The 25,318-nt window shown below is 67.2% G+C and carries 21 protein-coding genes, 1 rRNA gene and 1 other RNA gene; 13 read left to right on the forward strand and 10 right to left on the reverse strand.

What is annotated here, in order from left to right:
• Positions 1-77: 77 nt before the first annotated feature.
• From ACYVBS_RS06555 to ACYVBS_RS06575, 5 genes are all read right to left on the reverse strand, one after another.
• A complete protein-coding gene (locus ACYVBS_RS06555; protein WP_036135660.1) occupies positions 78-461 on the reverse strand; it encodes a RidA family protein in 384 nt (127 codons plus the stop codon).
• Between the two features lie 71 nt (positions 462-532).
• Positions 533-2,713 carry a RelA/SpoT family protein gene (locus tag ACYVBS_RS06560; protein WP_460822588.1) on the reverse strand — a complete coding sequence of 727 codons (2,181 nt, stop codon included), beginning with the start codon at positions 2,711-2,713 and terminating at the stop codon, positions 533-535.
• 122 nt (positions 2,714-2,835) lie between these two features.
• Positions 2,836-3,135 (reverse strand): DNA-directed RNA polymerase subunit omega, encoded by a 300-nt coding sequence (gene rpoZ / locus ACYVBS_RS06565; RefSeq protein ID WP_460822589.1) that lies wholly within the window; start codon positions 3,133-3,135, stop codon positions 2,836-2,838.
• A 215-nt stretch (positions 3,136-3,350) separates the two neighbouring features.
• Positions 3,351-3,965, reverse strand: a complete 615-nt coding sequence (gmk, locus tag ACYVBS_RS06570) for a guanylate kinase (protein ID WP_460822591.1) — start codon at positions 3,963-3,965, stop codon at positions 3,351-3,353.
• A gap of 2 nt (positions 3,966-3,967) precedes the next feature.
• Positions 3,968-4,828, reverse strand: coding sequence for a YicC/YloC family endoribonuclease (locus tag ACYVBS_RS06575; RefSeq protein ID WP_460822593.1), 861 nt, complete (start codon positions 4,826-4,828; stop codon positions 3,968-3,970).
• Between the two features lie 77 nt (positions 4,829-4,905).
• Here ACYVBS_RS06575 and rph point away from each other — a divergent pair, with 77 nt between their 5' ends.
• The 5 genes from rph (at position 4,906) to ACYVBS_RS06600 (ending at position 10,208) form a co-directional block, all read left to right on the forward strand.
• A complete protein-coding gene (gene rph / locus ACYVBS_RS06580; protein ID WP_460822594.1) occupies positions 4,906-5,649 on the forward strand; it encodes a ribonuclease PH in 744 nt (247 codons plus the stop codon).
• 7 nt (positions 5,650-5,656) lie between these two features.
• Entirely contained in the window at positions 5,657-6,274 is a 618-nt protein-coding gene (rdgB, locus tag ACYVBS_RS06585; RefSeq protein ID WP_460822596.1) for an RdgB/HAM1 family non-canonical purine NTP pyrophosphatase, read from the forward strand.
• Positions 6,275-6,315: 41 nt separating this feature from the next.
• Positions 6,316-7,506 carry a radical SAM family heme chaperone HemW gene (gene hemW / locus ACYVBS_RS06590; protein WP_460822597.1) on the forward strand — a complete coding sequence of 397 codons (1,191 nt, stop codon included), beginning with the start codon at positions 6,316-6,318 and terminating at the stop codon, positions 7,504-7,506.
• Between the two features lie 135 nt (positions 7,507-7,641).
• Positions 7,642-9,873 carry a DUF1631 domain-containing protein gene (locus ACYVBS_RS06595; RefSeq protein WP_460822599.1) on the forward strand — a complete coding sequence of 744 codons (2,232 nt, stop codon included), beginning with the start codon at positions 7,642-7,644 and terminating at the stop codon, positions 9,871-9,873.
• Entirely contained in the window at positions 9,870-10,208 is a 339-nt protein-coding gene (locus tag ACYVBS_RS06600; RefSeq protein WP_460822600.1) for a PilZ domain-containing protein, read from the forward strand. Before ACYVBS_RS06595 ends, ACYVBS_RS06600 begins: the two co-directional genes overlap by 4 nt.
• A gap of 10 nt (positions 10,209-10,218) precedes the next feature.
• Here ACYVBS_RS06600 and ACYVBS_RS06605 read toward each other — a convergent pair whose 3' ends face one another.
• Positions 10,219-12,792 carry a bifunctional diguanylate cyclase/phosphodiesterase gene (locus ACYVBS_RS06605; RefSeq protein ID WP_460822602.1) on the reverse strand — a complete coding sequence of 858 codons (2,574 nt, stop codon included), beginning with the start codon at positions 12,790-12,792 and terminating at the stop codon, positions 10,219-10,221.
• Between the two features lie 112 nt (positions 12,793-12,904).
• On the opposite strand from ACYVBS_RS06605, the gene pepQ reads away from it, so the two are divergent.
• A complete protein-coding gene (gene pepQ, locus ACYVBS_RS06610; RefSeq protein ID WP_460822603.1) occupies positions 12,905-14,230 on the forward strand; it encodes a Xaa-Pro dipeptidase in 1,326 nt (441 codons plus the stop codon).
• Positions 14,231-14,336: 106 nt separating this feature from the next.
• Here pepQ and ACYVBS_RS06615 read toward each other — a convergent pair whose 3' ends face one another.
• Positions 14,337-15,674 (reverse strand): aminopeptidase P N-terminal domain-containing protein, encoded by a 1,338-nt coding sequence (locus ACYVBS_RS06615; RefSeq protein WP_460822604.1) that lies wholly within the window; start codon positions 15,672-15,674, stop codon positions 14,337-14,339.
• A 12-nt stretch (positions 15,675-15,686) separates the two neighbouring features.
• Entirely contained in the window at positions 15,687-16,244 is a 558-nt protein-coding gene (locus ACYVBS_RS06620) for a UPF0149 family protein (protein ID WP_460822634.1), read from the reverse strand.
• Positions 16,245-16,407: 163 nt separating this feature from the next.
• Between ACYVBS_RS06620 and ACYVBS_RS06625 the strand changes: the two genes are divergently transcribed.
• From ACYVBS_RS06625 to rpiA, 7 genes are all read left to right on the forward strand, one after another.
• Positions 16,408-20,925 carry an EAL domain-containing protein gene (locus tag ACYVBS_RS06625; protein ID WP_460822605.1) on the forward strand — a complete coding sequence of 1,506 codons (4,518 nt, stop codon included), beginning with the start codon at positions 16,408-16,410 and terminating at the stop codon, positions 20,923-20,925.
• Positions 20,926-20,955: 30 nt separating this feature from the next.
• The gene (locus ACYVBS_RS06630; RefSeq protein WP_460822606.1) at positions 20,956-21,177 is read left to right on the forward strand and encodes a TIGR02449 family protein; all 222 of its coding nucleotides are present in this window, start codon (positions 20,956-20,958) and stop codon (positions 21,175-21,177) included.
• Positions 21,174-21,476, forward strand: a complete 303-nt coding sequence (locus ACYVBS_RS06635) for a cell division protein ZapA (protein ID WP_460822607.1) — start codon at positions 21,174-21,176, stop codon at positions 21,474-21,476. Before ACYVBS_RS06630 ends, ACYVBS_RS06635 begins: the two co-directional genes overlap by 4 nt.
• A gap of 108 nt (positions 21,477-21,584) precedes the next feature.
• A non-coding RNA gene (gene ssrS, locus ACYVBS_RS06640) (6S RNA) lies at positions 21,585-21,771 on the forward strand.
• A gap of 86 nt (positions 21,772-21,857) precedes the next feature.
• Positions 21,858-22,460 carry a 5-formyltetrahydrofolate cyclo-ligase gene (locus ACYVBS_RS06645; protein WP_460822608.1) on the forward strand — a complete coding sequence of 201 codons (603 nt, stop codon included), beginning with the start codon at positions 21,858-21,860 and terminating at the stop codon, positions 22,458-22,460.
• A complete protein-coding gene (locus tag ACYVBS_RS06650) occupies positions 22,457-22,927 on the forward strand; it encodes an EVE domain-containing protein (RefSeq protein ID WP_460822609.1) in 471 nt (156 codons plus the stop codon). The genes ACYVBS_RS06645 and ACYVBS_RS06650 overlap by 4 nt, the downstream gene beginning before the upstream one ends.
• 79 nt (positions 22,928-23,006) lie before the next feature.
• Positions 23,007-23,669 (forward strand): ribose-5-phosphate isomerase RpiA, encoded by a 663-nt coding sequence (gene rpiA, locus ACYVBS_RS06655; protein ID WP_460822610.1) that lies wholly within the window; start codon positions 23,007-23,009, stop codon positions 23,667-23,669.
• A 15-nt stretch (positions 23,670-23,684) separates the two neighbouring features.
• Here the strand turns inward: rpiA and ACYVBS_RS06660 are convergent, their stop codons facing one another.
• A complete protein-coding gene (locus tag ACYVBS_RS06660) occupies positions 23,685-24,794 on the reverse strand; it encodes an HD-GYP domain-containing protein (RefSeq protein ID WP_460822611.1) in 1,110 nt (369 codons plus the stop codon).
• A gap of 371 nt (positions 24,795-25,165) precedes the next feature.
• Positions 25,166-25,280, reverse strand: a 5S ribosomal RNA gene (gene rrf / locus ACYVBS_RS06665).
• Positions 25,281-25,318: the final 38 nt, after the last annotated feature.

The following is a 25,318-nucleotide window of genomic DNA, read 5'->3' on the forward strand; positions in this document are numbered from 1 at the left end:
GCCCCGCGCCGGCAGGCCAAGCGCCCATGCGCCACGCGCACGGGACCTCAAGGTCCAGGACGCGGCGCGGAACGGGCTCAGTCGAGCACCATCACCGCATCGACCTCGAACAGCACACCGCGGGGCAGCCCCGACACCTCGATGGTGGAGCGTGCGGGGAACGGCGCATTGAAGTACTCGCCCATCACCGCGTTGACCGTGGCGAACTCGCCCAGGTCGGTGAGGTACAGCCCCAGGCGCACGATCTTTTCCAACGAGCCGCCGGCGGCCTCGCAAACAGCAACGAGGTTGTCGAAGGCGCGGCGTGCCTGCGCGTCGATGCCCCCTTCGACCACCAGGCCGGTGGCCGGGTCGAGCGGGATTTGCCCGGAAAGGTACACGGTGTTGCCGGCGCGCACGGCCTGCGAATACGGGCCGATGGCAGCGGGCGCCTTGTCGGTATGGATGATCTGGCGGGACATGGGGGCTCCTCGGGAACCAGCGTGCAATGCCCCAGTTTAGCGGAATGCCGGCTCCGCCCGCCGGCAGCGCTTCAAAGGCGTTGCACGCCCAGCACGACGCCCAATCGGCGTACGCGCCGCATCACGTCGGCGAGATGGCGGCGATCGCGCACCTCGACTCCGAAGCGCATCACCGCCATGTTGGAATCGCGCTCCAGGTACTCCACGCGGTCGATGTTGGAGTCGGCCTCGGCAATCGCCGCGGCGACCTGCGCCAGCGCACCCGGCCGGTTGTCAACTTCGATCTTGAGCGCGGCGCCGAAGTGGCCTTCGACCTTGCGGTCCCAGCCGATGGGCACCCAGCGATCGGGCGACTTCCGGTAATCGCCCACGTTGGGGCAATCGAGTCGGTGCACCACGATGCCCTTGCCCGCCGTGTGGTAACCCATGATGTCGTCGCCGGGTACGGGCAGGCAGCAGTTGGCGAAGCTGATCACCCCGCGCTCGCGGCCGGTGATGAGAATCAGGTCCTCTGCCAGCGGCCCGCGCTCCTTGCGTCGCTCCAGTTTCTCCGGCGCCGTGCGCACCAAGGCCTGCGCGACCTGCGTCGGCATGCGGTTGCCCAGCGCGATGTCGGCCAGCAACGCCTCCAGCCGCGCGTAGCGCTGTTCGGCCAGGTAGGCCTCCATGCGCACGGCCGGCACGCGCTCCAGCGAGGTCTGCAGCACCTCCAGCGCGCGATCGAGCATGCGATGGCCGAGTTGCACCGCGTCCTCGTGCTCCAGCTGCTTGAGCTGCTGGCGGATCGACGTACGCGCCTTGCCGGACACCACGAACTCCAGCCACTGCGGCTTGGGCGTGGATGACTTCGCGGTGACGATCTCCACGCGCTGGCCGCTGGACAGCTTGCTGCGCAGCGGCACCAACTTGCCGTCCACGCGCGCGGCGACGGCCCGGTTGCCCACGTCGGTGTGCACCGCATAGGCGAAGTCGAGGGCCGTCGAATTGCGCGGCAACGCCAGGATGTCGCCCTTGGGCGTGAACAGGTACACCTCGTCCGGGAAGAGGTCGACCTTGACGTTCTCGAGGAATTCCAGCGACGAGCCAGTGGCGTGCTGCGCCTCCACCAACCCGCTGATCCAGTCCTGCGCGCGGTTCTGCGCACTGGTGGGGCCCTCGCCCCCATGCTTGTAGGACCAGTGCGCCGCGATGCCGCGTTCGGCGATCAGGTCCATTTCCTCGGTGCGGATCTGCACCTCGATGGGCGAGCCGTAGGGCCCGAACAGCACGGTGTGCAGGGACTGGTAACCGTTGGCCTTGGGAATCGCGATGAAATCGCGGAAGCGCGCATCAAGCGGCTTGTAGGCGGCATGCACCACGCCCAGTGCGTGGTAACAATCGGGCACGCTGCGCAGCACCACGCGGAAGCCGAACACGTCCATTACCTGGGCAAAGTTCTTGTGCTCGGCGCGCATCTTGCCGTAGATGCTCCACGGCGACTTCACCCGGCTGACCAGCCGATGGACCAGCTTCTCCTTGGCAAGCCTTTGCGCCAGAGTGGCCTCGATCTGGATCAGCGCCTCGCGCCGCACCACCGGCTGGGTGCGGATGCGCTTCTCGATTACTGCGTGCCGCCACGGGTACAGGGCGCGGAAGCCCAGGTCCTGCAGTTCGGCCTTGATCAGGTTCATGCCCAGACGCTGGGCAATGGGCGCGTAGATTTCCAGCGTCTCGCGCGCGATGCGCTGCCGTGCCTCGGTGCTCTGCGCGCCCAGCGTGCGCATGTTGTGCAGTCGGTCGGCCAACTTGATGAGGATGACCCGCAGGTCCCGCGCCATCGCCAGCAGCATCTTGCGGAAGCTTTCGGCGGCAGCTTCCTGCCGGTCACGGAACTGCAGCTTGTCCAGCTTGGTGACACCGTCCACCAACTCGGCCACCGTGTCGCCAAACTCGGCGACCAGGCCGTCGTAGGTCAGCGGCGTGTCCTCGATGGTGTCGTGCAGGATCGCCGCCACCAGGGTCTCGACGTCCAGGCCCTGCTCGGCCAACACCTGGGCCACGGCCACCGGGTGCGTGATGTAAGGCTCACCCGACTTGCGCGTCTGCCCCTCGTGCGCGTCGGCCCCCACCCTCCAGGCACGCCGGAGCAGGCGCAACTGGTCAGGCGGCAGGTACGCGGCCACGCGCTCGAGATCACGCACATACCCCGGCACGCCTACGTCGTCGGACGCGTGCGCCGGGGCTGGATGCAGGGCGGTCTCGCGAGGGTTCATGCTGGCAATCTACGCGTGCGGGCGCCGAGCGGCAACGCACGCCTGAACGACGAAAACGACACGGCCCCGCACTGGCGGGGCCGCTGCCATCAGCTCACGCGCCGGAGCGCGTGAAGGGAGACTCAGTCGTCGCCCTTCGACATGTCGTCGTCGGCCACCACTTCGGCGGCGGCCCACTCCAGCGCCTCGCGCTCCTTGCGCTCGCGCTCGGACTTCTCCACCGCGTCGATGTATTCGAGGTCGATGCGGCGCGCGGCGATTTCACGCAGGGCGAGGACGGTCGGCTTGTCATTGGCCTCGCTGTTGTCCAGCTGCGGCTCGACGCCGTTGGCCAGCTGGCGCGCACGCTTGGCGGCCATCATGACGAGTTCGAAGCGGTTGTTGACCACTTCCAGGCAATCTTCAACGGTGATGCGGGCCATGGGGCTCCTGGCGGCCGAGGGCCGTCCATACAGACTCGGTGGGACCGGGAATTATACGGGCGACCGGGCTTTCGGTGCAACTCATTGTTTCCACGATGGTTTTCGCGTGCCTGGGCGCGCACTCCACCGGCAACGCGCTGGAAACTTCGGCCGTGTCCCCTCGAATGCGCCCCTGCTGGCAGCGACGCGGGCAACGGTCCGGGTTGAACCGCGGCTCAGTCGGACAACAGCGCCGTGATCAGCCGCCCGTGGCGCGCTACCTGCTGCTCGCGGCGCAGGCGGCTGGCCGTGAACACCGAACACATCTCGTCCACGGCCACCGCGAAGTGCTCGTTGACGATGACGTAGTCGAACTCACCGTAATGCGACATCTCCTCGCGCGCGGCCGCCAGCCGTTGCTGGATCACCGCCTCGGAGTCCTGCCCGCGGTTGCGCATGCGCTGCTCCAGTGCCTCACGCGAGGGCGGCAGGATGAACACGCTGACCGCGCCCGGCACCTTGTCGCGCACCTGGCGTGCACCCTGCCAGTCGATCTCCAGCAGCACGTCCTTGCCGGCGTTGAGCTGCGGCTCGACCGACTGGCGGGCGGTGCCCTTCCAGTCGCCATGCACCAGCGCGTGCTCGAAGAAGTCACCGGCCGCGACCATGGCTTCGAACTCGTCCTTGCTGACGAAGTGGTAGTGCTCGGCATGGCGCTCGCCCGGGCGCGGCTGGCGCGAGGTGAACGAGATCGACAGGGCGATGTTGGGGTCGCGCGCCAGCACCGCATTCACGATGCTCGACTTGCCGGCGCCCGAGGGCGCCGCGACGATGAACAGGGTTCCGCGCATGGTCATTCGATGTTCTGGATCTGTTCGCGGACCTGGTCGATCAGGACCTTGAGTTCAATGGCCGCGGCCGAGGTACGGGCATCCACCGACTTGGAGCCCAGGGTGTTCGCCTCGCGGTTGAATTCCTGCAGCAGGAAGTCAAGCCGGCGGCCGACCGCTTCCTTCAGCTTGAGCACGCGGCGCGCCTCGCCCACGTGGGCGTTGAGGCGATCGAGCTCCTCTTCCACGTCGAGCTTCTGCAACCACATCACCAGCTCCTGCTCCAGCCGACCGGGGTCGGCGGGCTGGGCCAACTCGGACAGCCGCGCTTCCAGCTTGGCCCGCTGGCCCGCGCGGATCGCGGGCATCAGCTGACGCACCTCGACGGCGATGGCGGCGATGCCGTCCACACGCTCGATGATGACGGCGGCCAGCTTGGCGCCTTCGCGTTCGCGCGCGGCGACGAACTCATCCAGCACCGTGTCCAGCAGGGCCAAGGCCTCGGCCTGCAATGCCGCCGCATCGGTGGCCTTGGCCTGCAACACACCCGGAAACTGCAGCAGCTGGGTGAAATCCGTCTTCATTGCCGGGAATCGCGCCGACAGGTCGACCGCCAGTTCCGACAGCTCGCGCACGCGGGCCGGGTTGACCTGCAGCTCGCCTTCGCCTTCCGGTGCGCGCAACCGAAGCGTCAGGTCCAGCTTGCCGCGGGCCACGCGTGCCGCGATGCGTTCGCGCAGCGCCGGCTCCATGGCGCGCAACTCGTCGTGCAGGCGCACGCCCACCTCGAGGAAACGGTGGTTGACCGAACGCAGCTCGCAGGAAAGCGAGCCCCATTCGGTGTCGCGTTCGCCACTGGCGAAGGCGGTCATGCTGCGGATCATGCGGGTGTCCTGTCCGGAACCGGGCCGGCGAGGGGCGAATGGTAAACTCGCCGGCCCCAATCCCGGTAATCGCGCCGATGACCAGCTCCCTGCCGCAAGGCGTCTCCCGGCCCAGCGGCCGCGCCCCTGACCAGCTGCGCGAAGTGCGCATCGAACGCGGTTACACGCGCCACGCCGAGGGTTCGGTGCTGGTCAGCTTCGGCGACACCCGGGTGCTGTGCACCGCCAGCGTGGACAACAAGGTGCCTGCGTTCCTCCGTGGCAAGGGCGAAGGCTGGGTCACCGCCGAGTACGGCATGCTGCCGCGCGCCACCAACACCCGCAGCGACCGCGAGGCCGCGCGCGGCAAGCAGGGCGGGCGCACGTTGGAGATCCAGCGCCTGATCGGCCGCTCGCTGCGCGCCTGCGTGGACCGCAAGCTGCTGGGTGAACGCACCATCACCCTGGACTGCGACGTGCTGCAGGCCGACGGTGGCACCCGAACGGCCGCCATCACCGGTGCCTACGTGGCCCTGGTGGACGCGGTGCGCTGGCTGATGGCGCGCAAGGACATCGCCCGCGACCCGGTGTTCGGCGCGGTGGCGGCGGTATCGGTCGGCGTGTACCGCGGCGTGCCCGTGCTGGACCTGGACTACGCCGAGGACAGCGACTGCGACACCGACATGAACGTGGTGATGAATGACGGCGGCGGCTTCATCGAGGTGCAGGGCACGGCCGAAGGCCACGCCTTCCGCCGCGACGAGTTGCAGGCGATGACCGCGCTGGCCGAGGTCGGGATCGCCCGGCTGGTGGAGATGCAGCGTCAGGCCCTGGCGGGCTGAAGCCGCCATGCAACTGGTGCTCGCCTCCGGCAATGCCGGCAAGCTGGCCGAACTGAACGCGATCCTCGGCGGCGACGGCTACACACTGGTCACGCAACGCAGCCTGGGCGTGGACGACGTACCCGAAACAGGCCTGACGTTCGTGGAAAACGCGCTGATCAAGGCGCGGCACGCCGCCCGGGTCACCGGCCTGCCGGCGCTGGCGGACGATTCCGGCCTGTGCGTGGACGCGCTGGACGGCGCACCGGGCCTGTATTCGGCGCGTTATGCGGGGTCGCAGGGGGACGCCCAGGCGAATATCGACAAGCTGCTGGGGGCCCTGCAGGACGTGCCGGACGAGGCACGCACCGCGCATTTCATCGCCGTACTGGTCCTGCTGCGCTCGCCGGACGACCCTCAGCCGCTGGTGGTCGAGGGCCGCTGGCAGGGCAGCGTGCTCCGGGCCCGCACCGGCGAAGGTGGCTTCGGGTACGACCCGGTGTTCCTCGACCCCGCCTCGGGTCGATCCGCCGCCGAGCTGGATCCTGGCACCAAGAACAGGATCAGCCACCGCGGCCAAGCCGTGACCGAGCTCAGGGCACGCCTGCGCGCGCTGTCGCTGAACGATCCGCTTCACGTGCGCTGAGGCGGGCGGCATCCGCACCGCGAGGGTGGGACAATAGACCGATGACGTTGACCACCCCGCCGCTGTCCCTGTACGTGCACGTCCCGTGGTGCGTGCGCAAATGCCCCTACTGCGATTTCAACTCGCACGAGCGGCGCGGCGAACCGCCGTTCGAGGCCTACGTGGACGCACTGTTGGCCGACCTGGACCACGACCTGGCGCTGGTCTGGGGCCGCAACGTACGCACCGTGTTCTTCGGCGGGGGCACGCCCAGCCTCATGCCGCCACAGGCGATCGACCGCTTCCTGCAGGGCGCCAGTGCGCGCCTGCGCTTCGCCCCCGGTTGCGAGATCACCCTGGAGACCAATCCGGGCACGGCCGAGCATGGCCGTTTCGAGGGTTACCGCGCCGCCGGCATCAACCGCCTCAGCTTTGGGGTGCAGAGCTTCGACGACGGCTGCCTGCAGCGACTGGGCCGCATCCACGATAGTGGCGAGGCCGAAGCCGCGGTCAAGCTGGCGCAGGATGCAGGCTTCGACAACATCAACCTGGACCTGATGTATGCCCTGCCCGGCCAGACCCTGGCCATGGCCGAGCACGACCTGCAGCGCGCCTTCGCCCTGCAGCCGACGCATGTCTCGCACTACCAGCTGACCCTGGAGCCGAACACCGTATTTGCCGCCCGCCCGCCGGTCGGCATTCCCGACGATGACGCGAGCTGGGACATGCAGGAACACTGCCAGGCGCTGCTGGCGGACGCCGGCTACGCCCAGTACGAAGTCAGCGCGTACGCCCGCCCGGGTCGGCAGTGCGACCACAACCTGAACTACTGGCGCTACGGCGATTACCTCGGGATTGGCGCCGGCGCGCACGGCAAGCTCACGTTGGGCAGCGAGCAGGCCATCCTGCGCCGCTGGAAGCACAAGCACCCGTCGACCTACCTGGCCCATGCGGGAACCGCCGCCGCCATAGGCGGCGATGAGCGGGTGGCGCTGGACAAGCGCCCCTTCGAATACATGTTGAATGCGCTGCGCCTGGTGGACGGATTCCGCCTGTCGGAGTTCGCGGCCCGCACGGGGCTGGAGCCCTGGGAAATTGCGCCCCCCCTCGATGAAGCGCGCCAGGCGGGCTGGCTGGAACAGGTGGGCGACACCGTTCGCCCGACGGAACTGGGACGTCGCTTCACCAATGACGTGGTCAGCCTGTTCCTGGAGGCAAGGCCTGACCTGCCCGCCGCGCCCGTCTCGGTGTAACGTAGGCGGCACAGCAGGGTCCACCCAAGGCGCCGGCCTGCGGGAACCGGTAGCGCAAAGGTGGCGAAGGGGCCTGCGACCTGGACAGGGCCAAGTGCAGCCATGGAAACCAACGCGGTTACGGAAACCCACCCCATGCGTTCGATGCTTGAGTCAGCCCGATTGCCGTCCCGTGTCCAGCACATCCTGGAGCGGGTCCTGGCGCTGGCGTCGGATGAACTGGCCGTGCGCCTGGAGCGCATGCTGATCGACTTTGAAGAGCGCCTGTTCCGCCACGCGGAGCAGGCCCGCAACCCCACCCAGCAGTCGATGCATTTCGAGACGCTGCGTAGCGTCCGGGTAAATCGCTCCGATCTCGTGCCGCGGTTCCTGCACGAGCTTGAACGGACCCTCTCACGGATTCGGGAGCCTGTTGAAGGACACGACGAAGCGCCGCAGCCGGTTGGCGGTTTCGGTCACCTCCGGCTGGTGGATGACGACGAAGTGACCGAGGCCTCCGCGCTCCGGGCCATGGCCGTCCGGCATGAAGCGCGCAGCAGCCTGCCCTTGCTCCTGCTCGGCCAACGCTTTGGCGTGCTCGCAGGCTCGCCCGCGTTTGAGGCCTCAACGCTTCCCGTGGGGCCGCAAGCCCTCACGCGCATCCTCGCCGAGGCCAGCAGCGTGCTGCAGATCCGCCAGGATGCACGTCTTGAACTGTTCCAGAGCTTCGAGACCCACGTCCTTGGTCACTATGCGCACCTGGTGGATGCGTTGAACGGCCTCTTGGCCCGGGAAGGCGTCCTGCCGGACCTGGCCTACGTCCCGCTGCGCACGCGCCGGGTCAATCCGAAGGCGGCCGCCGCATCCGCGGAGCGCGCGCCCGCCGGGCAGCGCGTGGCGGGCGCATCGCCGGCCGCGCAACCGCACACAGGCTGGATGGGCGAAGTCACCGGGGGCAGCGAACAGGACGACGTGACGTTCCAGTTGCTCCAAGAACTGCTGGCCGATCGCAAGGGGCTGATCGGGAAGCTCCGCACCGAACCCCAGACGCCCACCGGGCCGTACCTCTCCACGGAGGAACTGCAGCAGATTCTGGCGGCGCGGCAGGCCCAGGCCGCGACCACACCCCCCGGCGGGCCTGCCAGGCCGGGCCAGTCAGGGCTGGCGGCACTACGCCAGGTGCTGCTGTCGCATGGGCGCCGCGTCCACGGTGAGTCTGCCGCCCTCTCGCAAGCCGACACCGACGTCATCGAGCTGCTCGGGTTGCTATTCACCGAGATGGCACGCGACATGCGTCAGGAATCGACGGGGACGTCGCTGCTCGAGCGTCTGCAGATCCCGCTGCTGCGGGTCGCGCTCCGCGACCATGCATTCTTCGCCCGGGCCCAGCACCCCGCCCGGCAACTCCTGAACGCAGTGGCCGAGTCCGGTGCCAGCTGGCTGGCCGAAGACGAGCGCGACCCCGTCCTGGAGGGGCAGCTGCAGAAAGCGGTCGACCACGTGGTCAAGCACTACACGGGCGACAACTCGGTCTTCGTGGCCGCCAACCGGCCGCTGCAGGAACACCTCCACGCCATGGCCCGCAAGGCGGAGGTGGCGGAGCGTCGCAACGTCGAGGCCGCGCGCGGCAAAGAGCGCCTGGAAGTTTCCAAGACCCGTGCCCGTGAAGTGCTCGATGGATTGATCGGCGACCGCAACCTCCCGCGGTTCATCCGCTCATTGTTCGACCAGGCTTGGGCAGACGTACTGACCCTCACGCTGCTCCGCAGCAGTGAGGACTCGGAGGCCTGGCGGGTGATCCTGGAGGATACCCGCGCGCTGGTGAGCGCCAGCTTCGACGGCCAGGCCGTCCCTGCGGAGGTCGAACATCGCGTCCGCGAGGGGCTGCAACTGGTGGGGTACCACGAAGACGACGCGCAAGTGATCGCGCGCAAGCTTTGCGGCATCGACGCACCGGAGTCGGACGATGCGGCTACTCGCACCGAGCTGGCAATGAAGCTCAAGGCGCGCGCCCGGCTTGGCGAGCAGGCGTTGCCGGAACGGCCGCCCCTGCCGCCGCGCAACGAGGAAGAAGAGGCGTGCTACGAGAAACTCTGCACGCTTCCGTTTGGCACGTGGTTCGAATTCCAGACCAACCAGCAGGGCGACGTCGTCCGCCGACGGCTGGCCTGGCACAGCTCGATCACGGGACACGTGCTGTTCGTGAACCAGCGCGGCCAGCGTGTCGACGAACAGACCCTGGACACGTTGGCGCGAGCCATGGCCCGCGGCCAGGCACGGATCGTCACGAGCTCGGTGGGGCGCCTGATCGATCGTGCGTGGCACGCAACCCTTGGCGCTCTGCGCAAGTTCGCCCGCCCAGCCGCTGACAACGGGGAGACCCAATGAGCGAGGAATTCCGTCGTGCCCATCGCAGGGACGCCCCTGAGGACATCGAGGTCATCGACACGATGACCGATCAGGTGGTCGGCAGGTTGGGCAACGTATCGGAAACCGGCATGTTGCTCATCTCCGAGACCGCGCTGGTCGACGACGGGCTGTACCAGCTGCGTTTCCAGTTACCGCAGCCGGAGGGTCCGGCACTGGAGATTGAAGTGGGCGCCCACCTGTTGTGGCAAAACGGTGCCAGCGCCCCGGGCAACGCCTGGTTGGGATTCCGCTTCATCACCCTGACCGGCGACTCCCACGCACACCTCAGGCTGTGGCTCGAACAGCCCCACTGATCGCCCACGATCAATGCGTCTGATACGGGACCACCTCGGGTTGGTGCAGTGCGAAGCCCTGCGCGTAGTCGACGCCCAATCCGCGTAACGCCTCCAGGATTTCCTCGCTGGAGACCCATTCGGCCACGACCTGCAGTCCGCGCTGGTGACCGATGTCTGCCACGGCACGCACGATCGCGTGGCTCATCGGATCGTTGAGCAAGTCGCGGATGAAGCTGCCATCGATCTTGATGATGTCCACGGGGAGGTTTTTCAGGTACCCGAACGAGGACATGCCAGCGCCGAAGTCATCGAGCGCAATGCGGCAGCCCGCGGTGCGCAAACGCTCGATGAATCGTGACACCTGCGCGAGGTTGCGCACGGCGGCCGTCTCGGTGATTTCGAAGCAGATGCGCTGCGGCTCGATGCCATGCTTGTCCAGCAACGTCAGGATCAGGTCCGTCAGCGATTCGTCCTCGATGGTGGTGCCCGAGACATTGATGTTGGCCAGGGCAAGCCGGTTTCCGGCCGGGTGCAGTCGATCGAAATTGGCCAACGCGGTTTCAATCACCCAGCGGTCGATCATGCCCATGAGGCCATAGCGTTCGGCCGCGGGGATGAAGGCTCCCGGCAGGACCACGCGGCCAGATTCGTCCCGGAAGCGCAGCAGCAATTCAATACGGGGCCGACCGTCGTCCTGCCCGCCCAGGCTGCGAACCTCCTGGTAGTAGAGCTGGAAGCGATCTTCGTCGATCGCCCAGCGCAATCGATTGGCCCACTCCATCTCGCTGCGCCTGCGCGCCGCATCGTCATCCTGTTCGGAATAGAAGTGGACGCGATTGCGGCCCGATTCCTTGGCCAAATAGCAGGCGGTGTCCGCCTGGGCCATCACTTCGCGCAACGAGGTGCCTGGGCGGTCGATCATGACCACGCCGATGCTCGCACTGATCATGTAGGTGTTGTTCTCCCACACGAACACAAAGCCATCGACGTGTTCGCGCAATCGTTCCGCCACCATCCGGGCGCCGGCCTGGTCGCCTACGTTGCAGGCCAGCACGCCGAATTCATCACCGCCGAGCCGCGCGAGGATGTCCCCGCCGCGCAGTTGCTCATGCATCAGTGCCGCCAACTGGATCAGCAACTGATCGCCTGCCATGTGACCGGAGGTATCGTTGATCAGCTTGAACTGGTCCAGGTCGATGTAGAACAGGGCACTGGCCGGACCGGCTTCGTCCACCGACTGGATGAGTTGTTGCGCACGTTGCTCGAACTCACGCCGGTTGAACAGTTCGGTGAGCGCGTCATGGCTGGCCTGATAGGCAAGAAGTTCGGTCAACTGCCGCTGCTCCGACACGTCGGTGGCGACCAAAAGCCATTGCGCATGCTCATCCAACATCGCGGGTGAAACGGACAGGCTCGCCCAGAACCGCTGCCCCTCCGCGTCGCGGAGCGCGACCTCAAGCGTCTCGACTTCGTCGTCGCCCGCGGCCGCCAGGCGCCCCCGGACGGACTCATCCTCGAAAAGCGCATTCAGCCCGCTCCCCAACTGGCCCGGCCCCAATCGCGCGCGGGCCACCTGGTTGGCATAGGTGATCCGGCCGTCGGCCCGATCGGCCAGCAGTACCAACGCGGGCAGCAGCTCATTCAGCGTGCGGAAACGCTCCTCGCTCTCCCGATACTGCTGGCTGATGCGCAGCCCCAGTTCCAGTGCCCGCTGCCGTGTCGTTGCCAGCGACCACACCAGCAAAGCGAGCAGTACGCTGGCCAACAGACCCGGCCAGAAGACCGACTCGCGCCACCCCAGGCCTGCCGGTCGGAACGTCAGCGGATGAATGTGCACTTGCCAGGTGCGCCCGCCGTAATGGAGCGCGCGGTCGAACGTGGGGGCGCCGTCCGGTGGAGGATGGCCGTGGTGGGAGTCGTACAGCACGTGCCCGGCACCGCCGCCGGTAACATCGGCGACGCGGACCCGAAGGGTGTCGCGAATGTCAGGCTGCAGGCCGCTTTCGATCAGGCTGCGGACGCGGAAGGACACCGCCAGCGAGCCCTGCACGCGTGACAATCGTTCTGCTTCGTTACGCGGCGGCGTCCCAGGTGCGAACACTGGCAACCTCAGCGTCACGCCTTCAGTCGGCTGTCCGCTCTCGTCGCGCTGCACCAAGGTGAAAGGCCCGGACAAGGCCGGCCGGTCGGTCAGCAGGGCACGACGCAGCGCGGCGAGGTTCGGCGGCTGCGTGGTGATATCCAGGCCGAGCAATCGTTCATTTCCCGCCAGCGGCACGACCCGCGTGGTGATGAAGTGTTCGCGATCGGCGACCACGGTGCGATCGGCGTAGGCCAGTGCCAGCAAACCGGGAAATCGGTCGCGGGGCTGCAGATTGTCGTACAGGTTCCTGAATTCAGGCTCGGTAATCGTCTGCGACGTCAGGAACAGTGTCTGCACCGTGCGTGCCAGAAGCCCGCAGGCCTCCAACTGGCTGCGGAGGGCGTCATAGCCTCGATGGGCGACATTCTCGAAGCCCCGATACTGGTCCGCGTTCAGGCGACGCTGCTGTTGCAGCGTCAGTGCGCCCGTGAGCAGCGTGCCGGCCAGCAGCGCGCCCACGCTCCACAACCAGGCCGTGACGGCCCAAGGCCGACCCCCATCATGTGAGGCGGGAGACTGCAACGTGTTGGAGAAACCGTCAGAATCCTTCGACGCCCCCAAGAGAATCCCCATGACGATCCACGATCTGGCGATGTTATACCCCGATCACGTGCACGTGGTGCAAGCAAGGACGCAAGAGGCATTGGCCCGAGGCGGCTATGACCACCTCGTCGTTCCGAGCGGCAACCTGCACTACCAGGCCTTCGATGACCGGGACTACCCCTTCGCGACCAACCCCCAGTTCAAGGCGTGGCTGCCGCTGACCCGAAACCCGGGCAGCTGGATCGTCGCGACGCCGGGCAAGAAACCTACGCTGCTCTACCTGCAGCCGGCCGACTACTGGCACGTCGTACCCGAAGCGCCGGCCGGGTGGTGGGTGGAGCACTTCGACATCGTGGTGATCCGCACGCCGGAGGAGGCCCTGCAGCATCTGCCCAGCGACCCGTCGCGTTGCGCGATCCTCGGCGAGCCGCAGAGTGCGCTGGGCGACTTCATCCCCAACAACCCGCCTGCGGTACTGCAGTACCTGGAATACCACCGCGCATTCAAGACGCCATACGAAATCGCGATGATGCGTGAAGCGACCCGGATCGGCGTGCGCGCGCACCGTGCCGCGGAGCGGAACTTCCGCGCGGGCTCCAGCGAATTCGGCATCCATCTGGCGTACTGCCAGGCCGCCGGCCAGGACGCCAACGATCTGCCCTATGGCAACATCATCGCCCTCAACGAACATGGCGCGGTGCTGCACTACACCGACCGTGACCGGCTGCCGCCCCGCGCATCGCGCAGCTTCCTGATCGATGCGGGCGCCAGCTTCCACGGCTATGCCTGCGACATCACGCGCACCTATGCCGCGGACACGGGTGGGGAGTTCCAGGCGCTGATCGAAGCCATGGACGCGGCGCAACTGCGCATGTGCGATGAGGTTCGTGCCGGTTTCGATTACCGGCAGTTGCACCTGAACGCGCACCTCGCGATCGCCGGCATCATGCGCGACTTCGGTATCTGCCGCCTGTCGCCCGAATCGGCGGTGGAAGCAGGCGTGAGCAGCGTGTTCTTCCCGCATGGCATCGGCCACGGCATCGGGTTGCAGGTGCATGACGTCGCTGGATTCGCCGAGAGCGACCGCGGTGGCACCCTGCCCAAGCCGCCGGGTCATCCGTATCTCCGTCTGACCCGCACGCTTCAACCCGGCATGGTCGTCACCATCGAACCGGGGTTGTACTTCATCGACCTGTTGCTTGACGGGCTGCGCCAGGGCCCGCACGCCGGTGACGTGGACTGGGCGCGGATCGAGGCATTCAAGCCCTTCGGCGGCATCCGTATCGAGGATGATGTCGTGTGCACCGATGCGGCGCCGGTCAACCTGACGCGCGAGGGCTTCGCAACGGGCTGAGCCCGGCGCGGCCTGCCATGAAAAAGCCCGCGTTTTCCGCGGGCTTTTTTTGCCGCCTCGGGTGCTGCCCCACGGCATCCGCGAACAACGTTGCGGACTGTTCGGCTCAGGCAGCCGTGCGGGTATCCGCCATGAAGGCCTCGATGTCCGCGGCATCCCGCACCAGATGGTCCGTCAGCACCTTGTGGCCGTCGCGGGTGACGAGGATGTCGTCCTCGATGCGGATGCCGATACCCCGCCACTTCGCGTCCACGCCGGTGTCATCGACCGGCACGTACAGACCCGGCTCAATCGTGAACACCATGCCGGGCTCCAGCAGGCGTGACTCGCCATCGAAGCGGTATTCGCCGACGTCATGCACGTCCAGGCCGAGCCAGTGGCCGGTCTTGTGCCGGTAGTAGCGCCGGTAGTGGCCTTCGGCGATGTTCTTCTCCAGCTTGCCCTTGAGCAGGCCCAGCCGCAGCAGTCCTTCGGTCAACGTTTCCACGGCCGCCGTGTGTCCGGCCTCGTAGGGCACACCGGGGCGCGCGTTCGCCATGGCAGCGGCTTGCGCCTGCACCACCAGGTCGTGCAGCGCGCGCTGCGGCGCCGTGAACCGACCGTTGGCCGGGAACGTGCGGGTGATGTCGGCCGCGTAGCCGCGGAATTCCGCACCGGCGTCGATCAGCACCAGGTCGCCATCGCGCACCGGGGCATTGTTGGCGTGGTAGTGCAGCACGCACGCATTCGCACCCGCCCCGACGATGCTGCCGTACGCCGGTTGGGCGTCGTGCAGGCGGAACTGGCGCTCCAGCTCGGCCTGCAGCGTGAACTCGTGCACACCCGGACGCACCGCGCGCATCGCAGCTTCATGCGCCAGCACGGAGATGTCGGCGGCCCGCTGCATCAGCTTCAGTTCGTCGCGGTCCTTGATCAGCCGCATCTCGTCCAGCAGGTGGCCCAGTTCCAGGAACTCGTGCGGCGGGCGGTCGCCCATCTTCATCATCGCGCGCACGCGGTTCACCCACCCGATCAGCTTGAGATCGAACTCGGCGTCCCGGCCGAAGTGGTAATACACCCGGCTGCGGCCCTCCAGCAGGCCCGGCAGGATGTCGTCGATGTCGCTGATCGGATACGCATCATCCAGACCGAACGCATCGACGGCGCCTTCCGGACCAAAACGCGGCCCGTCCCAGCCTTCACGCTCCGGATGTCGCTCGCGACAGAACAACAAGGCCTCACCGTGCTTGCGGCCGGGCACCAGGACCAGCACGGCCTCCGGCTCTGGAAAGCCCGTCAGGTACCACAGGTCGGAGTCCTGCCGGTATGGGTAATGCGTGTCCCGGCTCCGGATGCGTTCGGCGGCAGCCGGCAGGACGAGAATCGCCTCGTTGCCCGCCATGCGCATCAGTTGTTTGCGACGGCGTGCGTAGTTGGCGGCAGGAATGCCCGTGGGACTGGCCATTGCGACGTGGCCTCAGTTCAGGCGGGCCCGGTGCTGCGCCGCCAGCACGCAGTCCCCATGCAGCAGGAGGGTGGCGACCCGTACGAACTCTTCGATTTCGGCCAAGGCTGCCTCGTCTTCGTCATCGCCCTCTTCCTGGGGTTGGGCCGCTGCGAGCTTGGCGATGTCCGCCAGCGCCTCGCTCCCCTCTTCTGAAAGGCTCGACTTGCCTCCCGCCGCCAGCCCAAATCCGCCGAGGAAGCCCCGACACCAGTCGAACAGCGCCCCGCTGCGGATGACCAGGGGCGCATCGGCCTCTGGCAGCAGCAGATCAAAGCCGAAGCTGCGGTCGCCCAACTGGGCGGCGCTGGCTTGGCGGAGCTGGTCTAGCGGGGAGTTCTCATCGGGCGCGGCCAGCGACGCATCCACCAGCACGCTGGCCAGCCAATCCCGTTGGGTCGATGCACCACCACCGGCCAACCAGCCGCACAAGGCGCCATGCAACTCCGACGGAGTCATGGCCAAAGCCAGGCGGCGGATTTCCGCGTCCACGGCACTGTAGGAAGGGAGTTCGGTCTCGGCCACGTGCATCTTCACGTCATGGGGACGCCAGTGTAACAACCCGCACCGTGGCCCCGGGGCGGCCCCTGTTGGTTGTGGCGCTTTCACAGGGTGCCTACACTGGCTGCGTTGCCTTTCCGCACCCGGTGCCGTGCTGTCTTCCCCACTCCGCAAAGCCCTTGGCCGTGGCCTGATGGCACTGGCCTTGCTGGTACCGGCCCAACCGCCACAGGCGGTGGCGGCCACGCGCGAGTTCTACTTCCAGTCGCTGGGCAGTGAACGCGGGCTGGTCCAGAACACTGTGACGGCCCTGGCACAGGATCCGCAGGGGTTCATCTGGGTAGGCACCCAAGGGGGGCTGCACCGCTACGACGGCCAGCGCTTCGTGCCCTATCGGCAAGACCCCCAGAACCCGGCCAGCCTGCCCGACAGCTTCATCACCGCGCTCGCACTGGACGGACCTCGGGGCCTGTGGATCGGCACGCAGTCGCGCTACCTCGCGCGGCTGGATCTGGGCACTGGCGCGGTGCAGCGGTACGACGCCGACCGCACGTTCGATGGGCCGCGCCAACGGGTCGTGGCCCTGATGCCCCATCGCGGCCTGCTCTGGGTCGCGACCGCGGCCGGCCTGGAAACGCTGGACCCCGCGAGTGGACAGCGGCGATGGATCCTTCACGCGTCCGGGACGGCGGATGGCGAGGTCGCACCACAGCGTCTCGCCGTCGATGCCCAGGGCACGCTCTGGTACGGCGGTCCCACGGGGGTGTACCGCATCGGAGCAAGCGGCCATCCGGTCCGGGTCGGGCCTGCGGTCGCGGTGACCGGGTTGGCGTTTGACCGGCAGGGGCACCTGTGGGTCGGCCGCGCGGACGGGTTGTACCGACTGCATTCCAATGGCCGGGAAATCCTTCGCGCGTGGCCCGTCGGCGACACCCCGGCCGAAGGTGACATCCACTCGATCACCGAGGCGCCCGATCGGCGCCTGTGGTTCGCGGTCGGCAATCACGGGCTGCGCCGCATTGATCCGAAGACGGGCGAAGTCCTCGCCATCGAGGAGAATGAATCGATCCCGGCCAGCCTTCCGGAAGACCAGATCACCGCCTTGATGGTGGATCGCAGTGGCATGTTGTGGGCGGGCGGCTGGTTCCGGGGCGTGTCGGTCACCGACCCCAAGGGCTCCAGGTTCTCCTACGTGCTCGAACCGGAGGCCAAGCACAAAGGAAGCGCCGCGGCAGACGACAGCATCCGTTCCGTGTATGAGTCCGCCCCGGGCGTCCTGTGGCTGGGCACCGACGACGGTCGCCTGCTTCGTTATGCCAGCGCCGGCGACCGCTTCACCGAGTGGACGCAGCAGCTGCCCGACACCCCAAAATCGGTGCGGGACATCCGCCGGGTCATGGACATGGACGATGCGGGTCATGGCCGCCTCTGGCTTGCCACGACCCACGGCCTGCTGCGTTTCGATGTGGGCACGGGTGAAACCGAAACCATTGAACTGGGACCGTTCGGTCGCCCCAGCCTGCGCTCGATGGTGCGCTCGCGCGACGGTGACCTGTGGCTGGGCACCAGCAAAATGGGCTTGCTCCATTACCGGCGCGACGGCTCTGGCGTCACCCAGTACCCCTGGCGGGAACGCGACCGGGGCTCGATTTCGCATCCCACCGTCCATGCAGTGCTGGAGGACAGCAAGGGCCGGATCTGGGTCGGCACAGGTGACGGCCTCGACATCTTGGATCCGTCCACCGGCAACATCCGCCACCTGCGCCACAGCGACCACAACCCCGACAGCCTGGCCGGCAATCTTGTCCGCAGCGTGTTCCAAGCCGCGGACGGCACGGTGTGGGTGGGCACGCATTCGGGCTTGAGTCGCGCCCACGAAAGCAGCGACGGCAGCATCCGTTTTTCCCGTCCCCTGGCAGGCAAGCTGGGCACCAATATCACGCCCACGGTCTTCTCCATCGGCCAGTCCAAGGGCCGCGAGCTGTGGCTGGGCACCGATATCGGCATCCTTCGCATCGACCCCGCCACCGATCATGTCCGGGCCTACACCCTGGCCGATGGTCTTCAGGACCTGGAGTTCAACGGAGGTGCCGTCGCCCGGTTGAGCGACGGCCGTCTGGCGTTCGGCGGTGTGCGGGGCCTGAACCTGTTTGATCCCTCACGCATCCCCGACTCCCGCTACACACCACCGGTGCGGCTGCTCGCCGCGCGTATCGGACTGGACGCGACCGGCGACAGCGGCGCGTTGTGGCTGCCCTGGAAATTGGACATTCCCGCCGGCGCGGAGATCCTGCGGTTGCGCATCGGGGCGTTCGACTTCGATCCAGCCGCGCGCATCCGCTACCGCTATCGAATGGAAGGGTTCGATCGGGGCTGGGTCGACAACGGCGCGTCTCCCGACATCACCTATACCCGGCTGCCCCCCGGCCGGTACACCTTGCGCGCCCAAGCGACCAATCGCGATGGCATCTGGAGTCCGCAAGAGCTCCAGGTTCCGGTGCGCGTTGCTCCGCCTTTCTGGCGGCACCCGCTGGCCATCTTTGGCGCGGTACTCGCCTTCCTGGGAGCGAGCGCAACGCTTGGCTGGCGCTGGAACCGGCGGCGACGCCTCGACCAGAGCTATTTCCGCCAGATCCGCGAACGCGAGGAACGCCTGAAGCTGGCCCTGTGGGCCTCGGGCGAACAGTTCTGGGACTACGACCTGGCCCGCGGCCAAGTCCACCGCATGCGCGTGGACGACCAGAGCGGCGATCCCAGCGGCGGTGACATCCACACGCAGATCACCACGGATAACGTGATCCATGGCGAGGATGTGCCCCAAGTGCTGGATCAATTGCGCCAGCATTTGCGGGGCGACTCGGCCATGTTCACGTCCGAACACCGCATGCGCGCGCCCGACGGGACCTGGCACTGGGTGCGAGCCCGCGGCCGGGTGGTTGAACGCGGCCCCGACGGTCGCGCCGTGCGCGTGGCCGGCACCGCCCGCGACATTACCGCCAGCCGCAGTGCGGAGCGCGAGCGACGCATCGCCAGCGAAGTGCTACGCAGCATGGCGGAAGCCGTCGCCGTGTTCGACCGCGACTTCAATTTCATCTCGGTCAACCCCGCGTTCTCGCGCATGACGGGCTACACCGACGCGGAAGTGATCGGCCGCGACACCAGCCTGCTCGACAGCCTGCAGCACGACCCGGATTTCTACCGCCACATGCGCGAAGAGCTGGAGCGCCAGGGCCGCTGGTCCGGCGAGGTGTGGCAACAGCGCAAGGATGGCACCGAATTCCTGTGCTGGCTCCAGGCGAGCATCGTGCACGATGCCAGCGGCCAGCGCGGCCACTACGTCGCGGTGCTGGGTGACATCACCGACCAGAAGCGGGCCGAGCAGGAACTGCGCTACCTCGCCAATTACGACACCCTCACCGGCCTGCCCAATCGCACGCTCCTCTCCGAGCGCTTGTCCCGGGCCATCGTGCGCGCGCGGCGGCAGAACCAGAGCATCGCCGTCCTGTTCCTCGACCTGGACCGGTTCAAGGACATCAACGACTCCCTGGGCCACGCTGCCGGCGACCGGATCCTGCGCGCGGCCGCGGCGCGCCTGCAGCAGACAGTGGGCGTCCAGCACACGGTGGCGCGGCTGGGCGGCGACGAGTTCACCGTGGTGCTGGAAGGCATCGACAGCGGCGAGCAGGCCGAACAGGTCGCACTGCAGATCATCGCCGCCTTCGAGAAGCCGCTGGACCTGGACGAGCGGCACGAGGTGGTGATCTCGCCCTCCATCGGCATCAGCCTGTACCCCGACCACGCGCAGGTGCCCACCGACCTGCTCAAGCACGCCGACACCGCGATGTACCAGGCCAAGGCAATCGGCCGCCGCACGTTCATGCGCTACACCGACAGCATGGACCTGGAGATCCGCCGACGCGCCACCATCTCCGCAGCGTTGCGCAAGGTCCTGGACCGCGGGGAACTGCGCCTGGTGTTCCAACCCCGCCTCTCGCTGCGCGACCAGCGCATTACCGGCGTGGAGGCGCTTCTGCGCTGGACCAGCGCCGAGCACGGCGAGATTGCGCCGATCCAGTTCGTGCCCCTGGCCGAGGAAACGGGCCTGATCATGGAGATCGGGGAATGGGCCATGCGCGAGGCCTGCACCGTGCTCAAGCGATGGCAGGATCGCGGCCTCGGCTCGCTGACCATGGCCGTCAACGTCTCCGCCCTTCAGCTCCTGCGTGGCGGCCTTCCCAATGTGGTGGCGCGCACGCTGGAGGCGACCGGCATCGACGCGCACCGCCTCGAGCTGGAGCTGACCGAGAGCGTCATCATGGAGAACGCCGAACAGACCTCGTCGACCCTGCAGGCTTTCCGCGAACTCGGTATCGCCCTCGCGGTCGACGATTTCGGCACCGGCTATTCGTCGCTTGCCTACCTCAAGCGGCTGCCGATCAACACCCTCAAGATCGACAAGGCGTTCATCGCCGACCTCACCGTGGACCCGGACGATGAAGCCATCACCACCACCGTGATCACGATGGCGCACTCCCTCGGCCTGAACGTCATCGCCGAAGGCGTGGAGACCGAGGCACAGATGCAGTTCCTGCGGGCCCACGCTTGCGACGAGATCCAGGGCTACTGGCTCGCCCGGCCCTTGCCCGAGGATGACTGCCTGTCGTTCATCCTCGAGTGGGAAGGCCAGCGGGTCGCGACCGCCGTGCCTTGACCGGCCGCTCCACGCTGCTATCGTTCAAGCATGGATCGTGACGAACTCATTGCCCAGTTGCAGTCGCTCAGCGCCCGGCTCGACGAGCTGACCGAGCGGACCCGCCGGCTGGGCGAGGAGAATCGCAGCCTGCGCCAGCAACAGGAACAGCTCGTGGGCGAGCGGTCCGCCCTGCTGGCCAAGAACGAGCTGGCGCGTACCCGCGTCGAGGCCATGATCGCGCGCCTGAAGTCGCTGGAGCAGCACACGTGAGCGCAAGCCATCCGGTCACCATCCGCATCCTCGACCGTGAGTACACCGTCGGTTGCGAACCCGACGAGCGCGACGGGCTGCTGGCGGCCGCCAAGGTCCTCGACGGCAAGATGCGCGAAATCCGGGGCAATAACCGCATGGCCGCTCTTGACCGCGTGGCGGTCCTGGCCGCGCTCAATCTCGCTCACGAACTGCAATTGGCGCGCACCGAAAACGCGGGCCGCGACCGCGAGCTCGCACGCAGCCTGGGCGATCTGCAGCGCAAGCTTGACGGTCTGTTCGACGCCACGGCCCGTTAAAACGGCCGACACCGACGCCGGGGCGATTTGTTCGGCCGGCTGAATGCCGCTCGTTCCGCACCGACGGGCGGCCGCCAGCGTGCCGTCCACCACGCTATACTGCATGCACGTCCTCTGCTGTGTTCGACGGCGTACGCAAACATTCGCCTTGTCCCTTAATGACGACCACGGGGGCGCAACGGCGGCCCGGAGTGCATGTCCGCCACGCAGCGGGAAGCCCGACGGCCACCCAGCGTTCCCACTTGAACCCCGGGTTCAAGGTCGTTTCGTACGCATCGGCACGAGCGGAGGACTTTCCTTTCCCCACCGACAGTGCGCCGCACTGCCGGTGATCCCGGCCAACCGCGGCCAGGTTCGCCCCGCCGCCCCGGATTGCGCTGGATGACCTTCGATCTCGCGGCAGAACGCCGACAACTTCGCACCCTGCTGCGCGGCCATCGCCGTGCCCTGCCCCCGGCCACGCGCATGGCCGCCGCCGAACAACTGGCCACCCGTTTGCTGACGCTACCGTTTGCCCCGACTCAGGGCTACGTCGCCGGGTACTGGGCCATGGACGGTGAGATTGCCTTGCATGCCTGGCAGCTCCGGCTGCCGCCGGGTTGCGTGTACTGCCTCCCGGTGCTCGGGGACGACGACCGCCTCCGCTTTGCGCCATGGCGCTCGGGTGACGCCCTTGTCACCAATCGGCTCGGGATTCCGGAGCCGGACCTTGGCCCCGACTCCCTGCTGGACGCCTCCCAGCTCACCCTCGCCGTCATGCCCTTGGTTGGCTTCGATGCCACCGGCCAACGGCTGGGCATGGGCGGCGGCTGGTATGACCGCACGTTCGCCCTCCGTCATGAGCAGCCCGCGCCGCCCTACCTGGTGGGCGCCGCCTTCGACGTACAGCGCGTGGATGCCCTCCATGCCGCGGAATGGGACGTACCGGTGGATGGCGTGTGCACTGAATCCACGTTCTTTGATTGTCGAAAAGTACCCGCATGACGACCCGCCGCCGCTATTGGCTGATGAAGTCCGAACCCGACGCCTTTTCCATCGACGACCTGCAGCGAGTTGGCACCGAGCCGTGGAACGGCGTGCGCAACTACCAGGCACGTAATTTCATGCGTGACCAGATGCAGGTGGGCGACGGGGTGCTGTTCTATCACTCCAACTGCCCGGTTCCGGGCATCGTGGGAACCGCGACCGTCGCGAGCCGCGCCTATCCGGACGAAACCCAGTTCGACCCCAAATCCGATTACCACGACCCCAAGGCCTCGCGCGAGGAGCCGCGCTGGTTCCTGGTGGACGTGGCATTCGATCGCAAGCTCAAGCGCACCATCGCGCTCGATGAAATCAAGCAACACACCGACGCTTTAGGCGAGGAGTTTGCCCTGGTCCGACGTGGCAACCGGCTGTCGGTGTTTCCCGTCAGCGCTGCGCAATGGACGCACCTGCTGAGTCTTGAGTGAATCCCTCCGGCCTGACTGCCGAAGCGGCGCTGTGGTCGGTCCCTCTCCTCCTGTCACCACTCCCAAAGTTCACATCACCATGAGCGAAGCCAAGCGCCTGGCCGGCGAAAAGGCCATTGAGTTCGTCGAGGACGGCATGATCGTCGGCGTCGGCACCGGATCCACCGTGGCCTACTTCATCGACGCCCTCGCGGGCATCAAGGACCGCATCAAGGGCGCGGTTTCCAGCTCCGATCAGAGTACCGCGCGGCTTCAGGCCCACGGCATCGAAGTCCTCGACCTCAACGCCACCGGCCCGCTGTCGCTGTATGTCGACGGGGCCGACGAGTGCGATCCGAACAAGTGCCTGATCAAGGGCGGTGGTGCGGCGCTGACCCGCGAAAAGATCATTGCCGAGGCCAGCCAGAAGTTCGTCTGCATCATCGACCCGGCCAAGCGGGTCGAGGTGCTCGGCAAGTTCCCCTTGCCCGTCGAGGTCATTCCCATGGCTCGCAGCCTCGTGGCCCGCGAGATCCTCGCGATGACGGGGGGCCAACCGGTGTGGCGCCAGACGGCCGAAGGTCAGGGCGTGGTGACCGATAACGGCAACCTGATCCTCGACATCCACAATCTGTCGATCACCGATCCGGTCGGCCTCGAACAGGCGATCAACCAGATCCCGGGCGTCGTCAGCGTCGGTCTGTTCGCCCGCCGCCGTGCGGACATCGTCATCGTGGGCGGCGAGCCCCCGCAGGTGCTCTGAAACGACGCCTGTCCGTCAGATCCACAATCGCACGGCGCGGGCCAACAACGCGCTGTGCGGTTCCTGGGCCACGGTCTCGATGACGGCAAACTCGGGCTCGCCCGTGTTCCGCTGCAGGCCGATCGAAGCCAATGCTCCACCCGGCATCACCAGCCGGGCCACGGTCGGGTGCGCCGCATTCTCTCCGCGCCGACGTACCACGCCGACTTCGCCATTGGCCAGTCGCACCAGCGTGCCCGGCGGGAAAACGCCGATTTCCTTGATGAACGCCTGCGCCATCGCCTCATCCACCGCGCGCCCCCGCTCGAGGAAGATGCTGCGCAGTGCCGCCTTGGCGTGAACCGCCCCGCGATACGCACGCGGACGCACCATGGCGGTGTAGATGTCCACAATCGCAAGCATTCGTGTCAGCGGGGCAATCGCCCCGCCGGTCAATCCGACTGGGTATCCGGATCCGTCCAGGCGTTCGTGGTGGTGCAGCACTGCGTCCAGCCAGAGTGGGTCCGAGACGCCCACCTCCACCAGCAGGCCATGCGCCGTACTGGGATGGGCCTTGACCTCAAGCCATTGCTCGGACGTCATGCCGCCACTCTGCCGATTGAGCACGGTCGCAAGCGGCCCCAACGCAAGGTCGTACGTCAGCCCCGCAAGCAGCAGCGACCGGGCCCCTGTTTCATCCAACCCGAGCACTCGTGCGCCGAGGACACACAAGGCTGCAGCGTGAAGCTGTCGCGCCGCGTGGTTATCGGCATCGATCTCCAGCTGTAGCGCCGCCAGCATGGCGTCGGGGTCGCGCCGCATCAACGCATGGACAGCATCCGCCAGCGCGGTGACCCGAGGAAGGGAATCTGGCACCCGATTCAACAGCTGCCAGTGGGCCCGCTGCATGTCGCGTTGCAGCGCCTGCGCTGCCTCGAACACGGGCAGCTCGCTCGAGTGCGCCAGGGTATCCGGCGCATCACCGACCCGGGCGCTGGCATACACCCCCCGATCGAGCAGAGCGTCCAGCTGCGCCTGGCAACTGATGAGCACCCCGCGTCCCAGCAACAACTTCCCATGCCGGTCATAGACCGGCCAAGGCAGCGTAATGCCAATTGCGAGTTCATCGGGGGAGGCGCTAGCCATCAACACAGTGCTCCTTGTCCGATGGTTATCGGCCCATTCCGCTAGGCCTGAAGCCATAAAGCGCAAAGACTACGATGCTTGCTGCTCCCAGTGCAGCACTACATCTCCAAGCCTGGCACCGTTGAACCGCGCGCTGCCTGACTGGCGGGGCGTGCTGGTGGTGACGTTTCGTGCGGCGTCGCGGGGCTAGCGGCGCCCGGGCTCGTGGTTGAAGAGAGCCGAAAGGCCGCCCTCGGGCGGCCTTTTGCATGGGCGGCCTTTTGCATGGGCGGCCACTTGGATGGGCGGCCTAATAGAAGGCGCGCGGCAGGGTTTCTGGCGGGCAAAAGAAGAAGGCCGGATCCTGTTGGATCCGGCCTTCTGGGTAAAGCCCCTGGCGATGACCTACTCTTGCATGGCTTAAGCCACACTACCATCGGCGCGTGTGCGTTTCACTTCCGAGTTCGGGATGGGATCGGGTGGTTCCACACAGCTATTGTCACCAGGGAGAGGGTGGAGGGTCGCCATCACGGCGCACGCGCTCT

The sequence above is a fragment of the Lysobacter olei genome (assembly GCF_054777355.1).

Excerpts from the sequence above, each read along its gene's own strand:
- ACYVBS_RS06555 (WP_036135660.1), bottom strand. The coding sequence starts at position 461 with ATGTCCCGCCAGATCATCCATACCGACAAGGCGCCCGCTGCCATCGGC.
- ACYVBS_RS06560 (WP_460822588.1), bottom strand. The coding sequence starts at position 2,713 with ATGAACCCTCGCGAGACCGCCCTGCATCCAGCCCCGGCGCACGCGTCC.
- rpoZ (WP_460822589.1), bottom strand. The coding sequence starts at position 3,135 with ATGGCCCGCATCACCGTTGAAGATTGCCTGGAAGTGGTCAACAACCGC.
- gmk (WP_460822591.1), bottom strand. The coding sequence starts at position 3,965 with ATGCGCGGAACCCTGTTCATCGTCGCGGCGCCCTCGGGCGCCGGCAAG.
- ACYVBS_RS06575 (WP_460822593.1), bottom strand. The coding sequence starts at position 4,828 with ATGATCCGCAGCATGACCGCCTTCGCCAGTGGCGAACGCGACACCGAA.
- rph (WP_460822594.1), top strand. The coding sequence starts at position 4,906 with ATGACCAGCTCCCTGCCGCAAGGCGTCTCCCGGCCCAGCGGCCGCGCC.
- rdgB (WP_460822596.1), top strand. The coding sequence starts at position 5,657 with ATGCAACTGGTGCTCGCCTCCGGCAATGCCGGCAAGCTGGCCGAACTG.
- hemW (WP_460822597.1), top strand. The coding sequence starts at position 6,316 with ATGACGTTGACCACCCCGCCGCTGTCCCTGTACGTGCACGTCCCGTGG.
- ACYVBS_RS06595 (WP_460822599.1), top strand. The coding sequence starts at position 7,642 with ATGCGTTCGATGCTTGAGTCAGCCCGATTGCCGTCCCGTGTCCAGCAC.
- ACYVBS_RS06600 (WP_460822600.1), top strand. The coding sequence starts at position 9,870 with ATGAGCGAGGAATTCCGTCGTGCCCATCGCAGGGACGCCCCTGAGGAC.
- pepQ (WP_460822603.1), top strand. The coding sequence starts at position 12,905 with ATGACGATCCACGATCTGGCGATGTTATACCCCGATCACGTGCACGTG.
- ACYVBS_RS06615 (WP_460822604.1), bottom strand. The coding sequence starts at position 15,674 with ATGGCCAGTCCCACGGGCATTCCTGCCGCCAACTACGCACGCCGTCGC.
- ACYVBS_RS06620 (WP_460822634.1), bottom strand. The coding sequence starts at position 16,244 with ATGCACGTGGCCGAGACCGAACTCCCTTCCTACAGTGCCGTGGACGCG.
- ACYVBS_RS06625 (WP_460822605.1), top strand. The coding sequence starts at position 16,408 with ATGGCACTGGCCTTGCTGGTACCGGCCCAACCGCCACAGGCGGTGGCG.
- ACYVBS_RS06630 (WP_460822606.1), top strand. The coding sequence starts at position 20,956 with ATGGATCGTGACGAACTCATTGCCCAGTTGCAGTCGCTCAGCGCCCGG.
- ACYVBS_RS06645 (WP_460822608.1), top strand. The coding sequence starts at position 21,858 with ATGACCTTCGATCTCGCGGCAGAACGCCGACAACTTCGCACCCTGCTG.
- ACYVBS_RS06650 (WP_460822609.1), top strand. The coding sequence starts at position 22,457 with ATGACGACCCGCCGCCGCTATTGGCTGATGAAGTCCGAACCCGACGCC.
- rpiA (WP_460822610.1), top strand. The coding sequence starts at position 23,007 with ATGAGCGAAGCCAAGCGCCTGGCCGGCGAAAAGGCCATTGAGTTCGTC.
- ACYVBS_RS06660 (WP_460822611.1), bottom strand. The coding sequence starts at position 24,794 with ATGGCTAGCGCCTCCCCCGATGAACTCGCAATTGGCATTACGCTGCCT.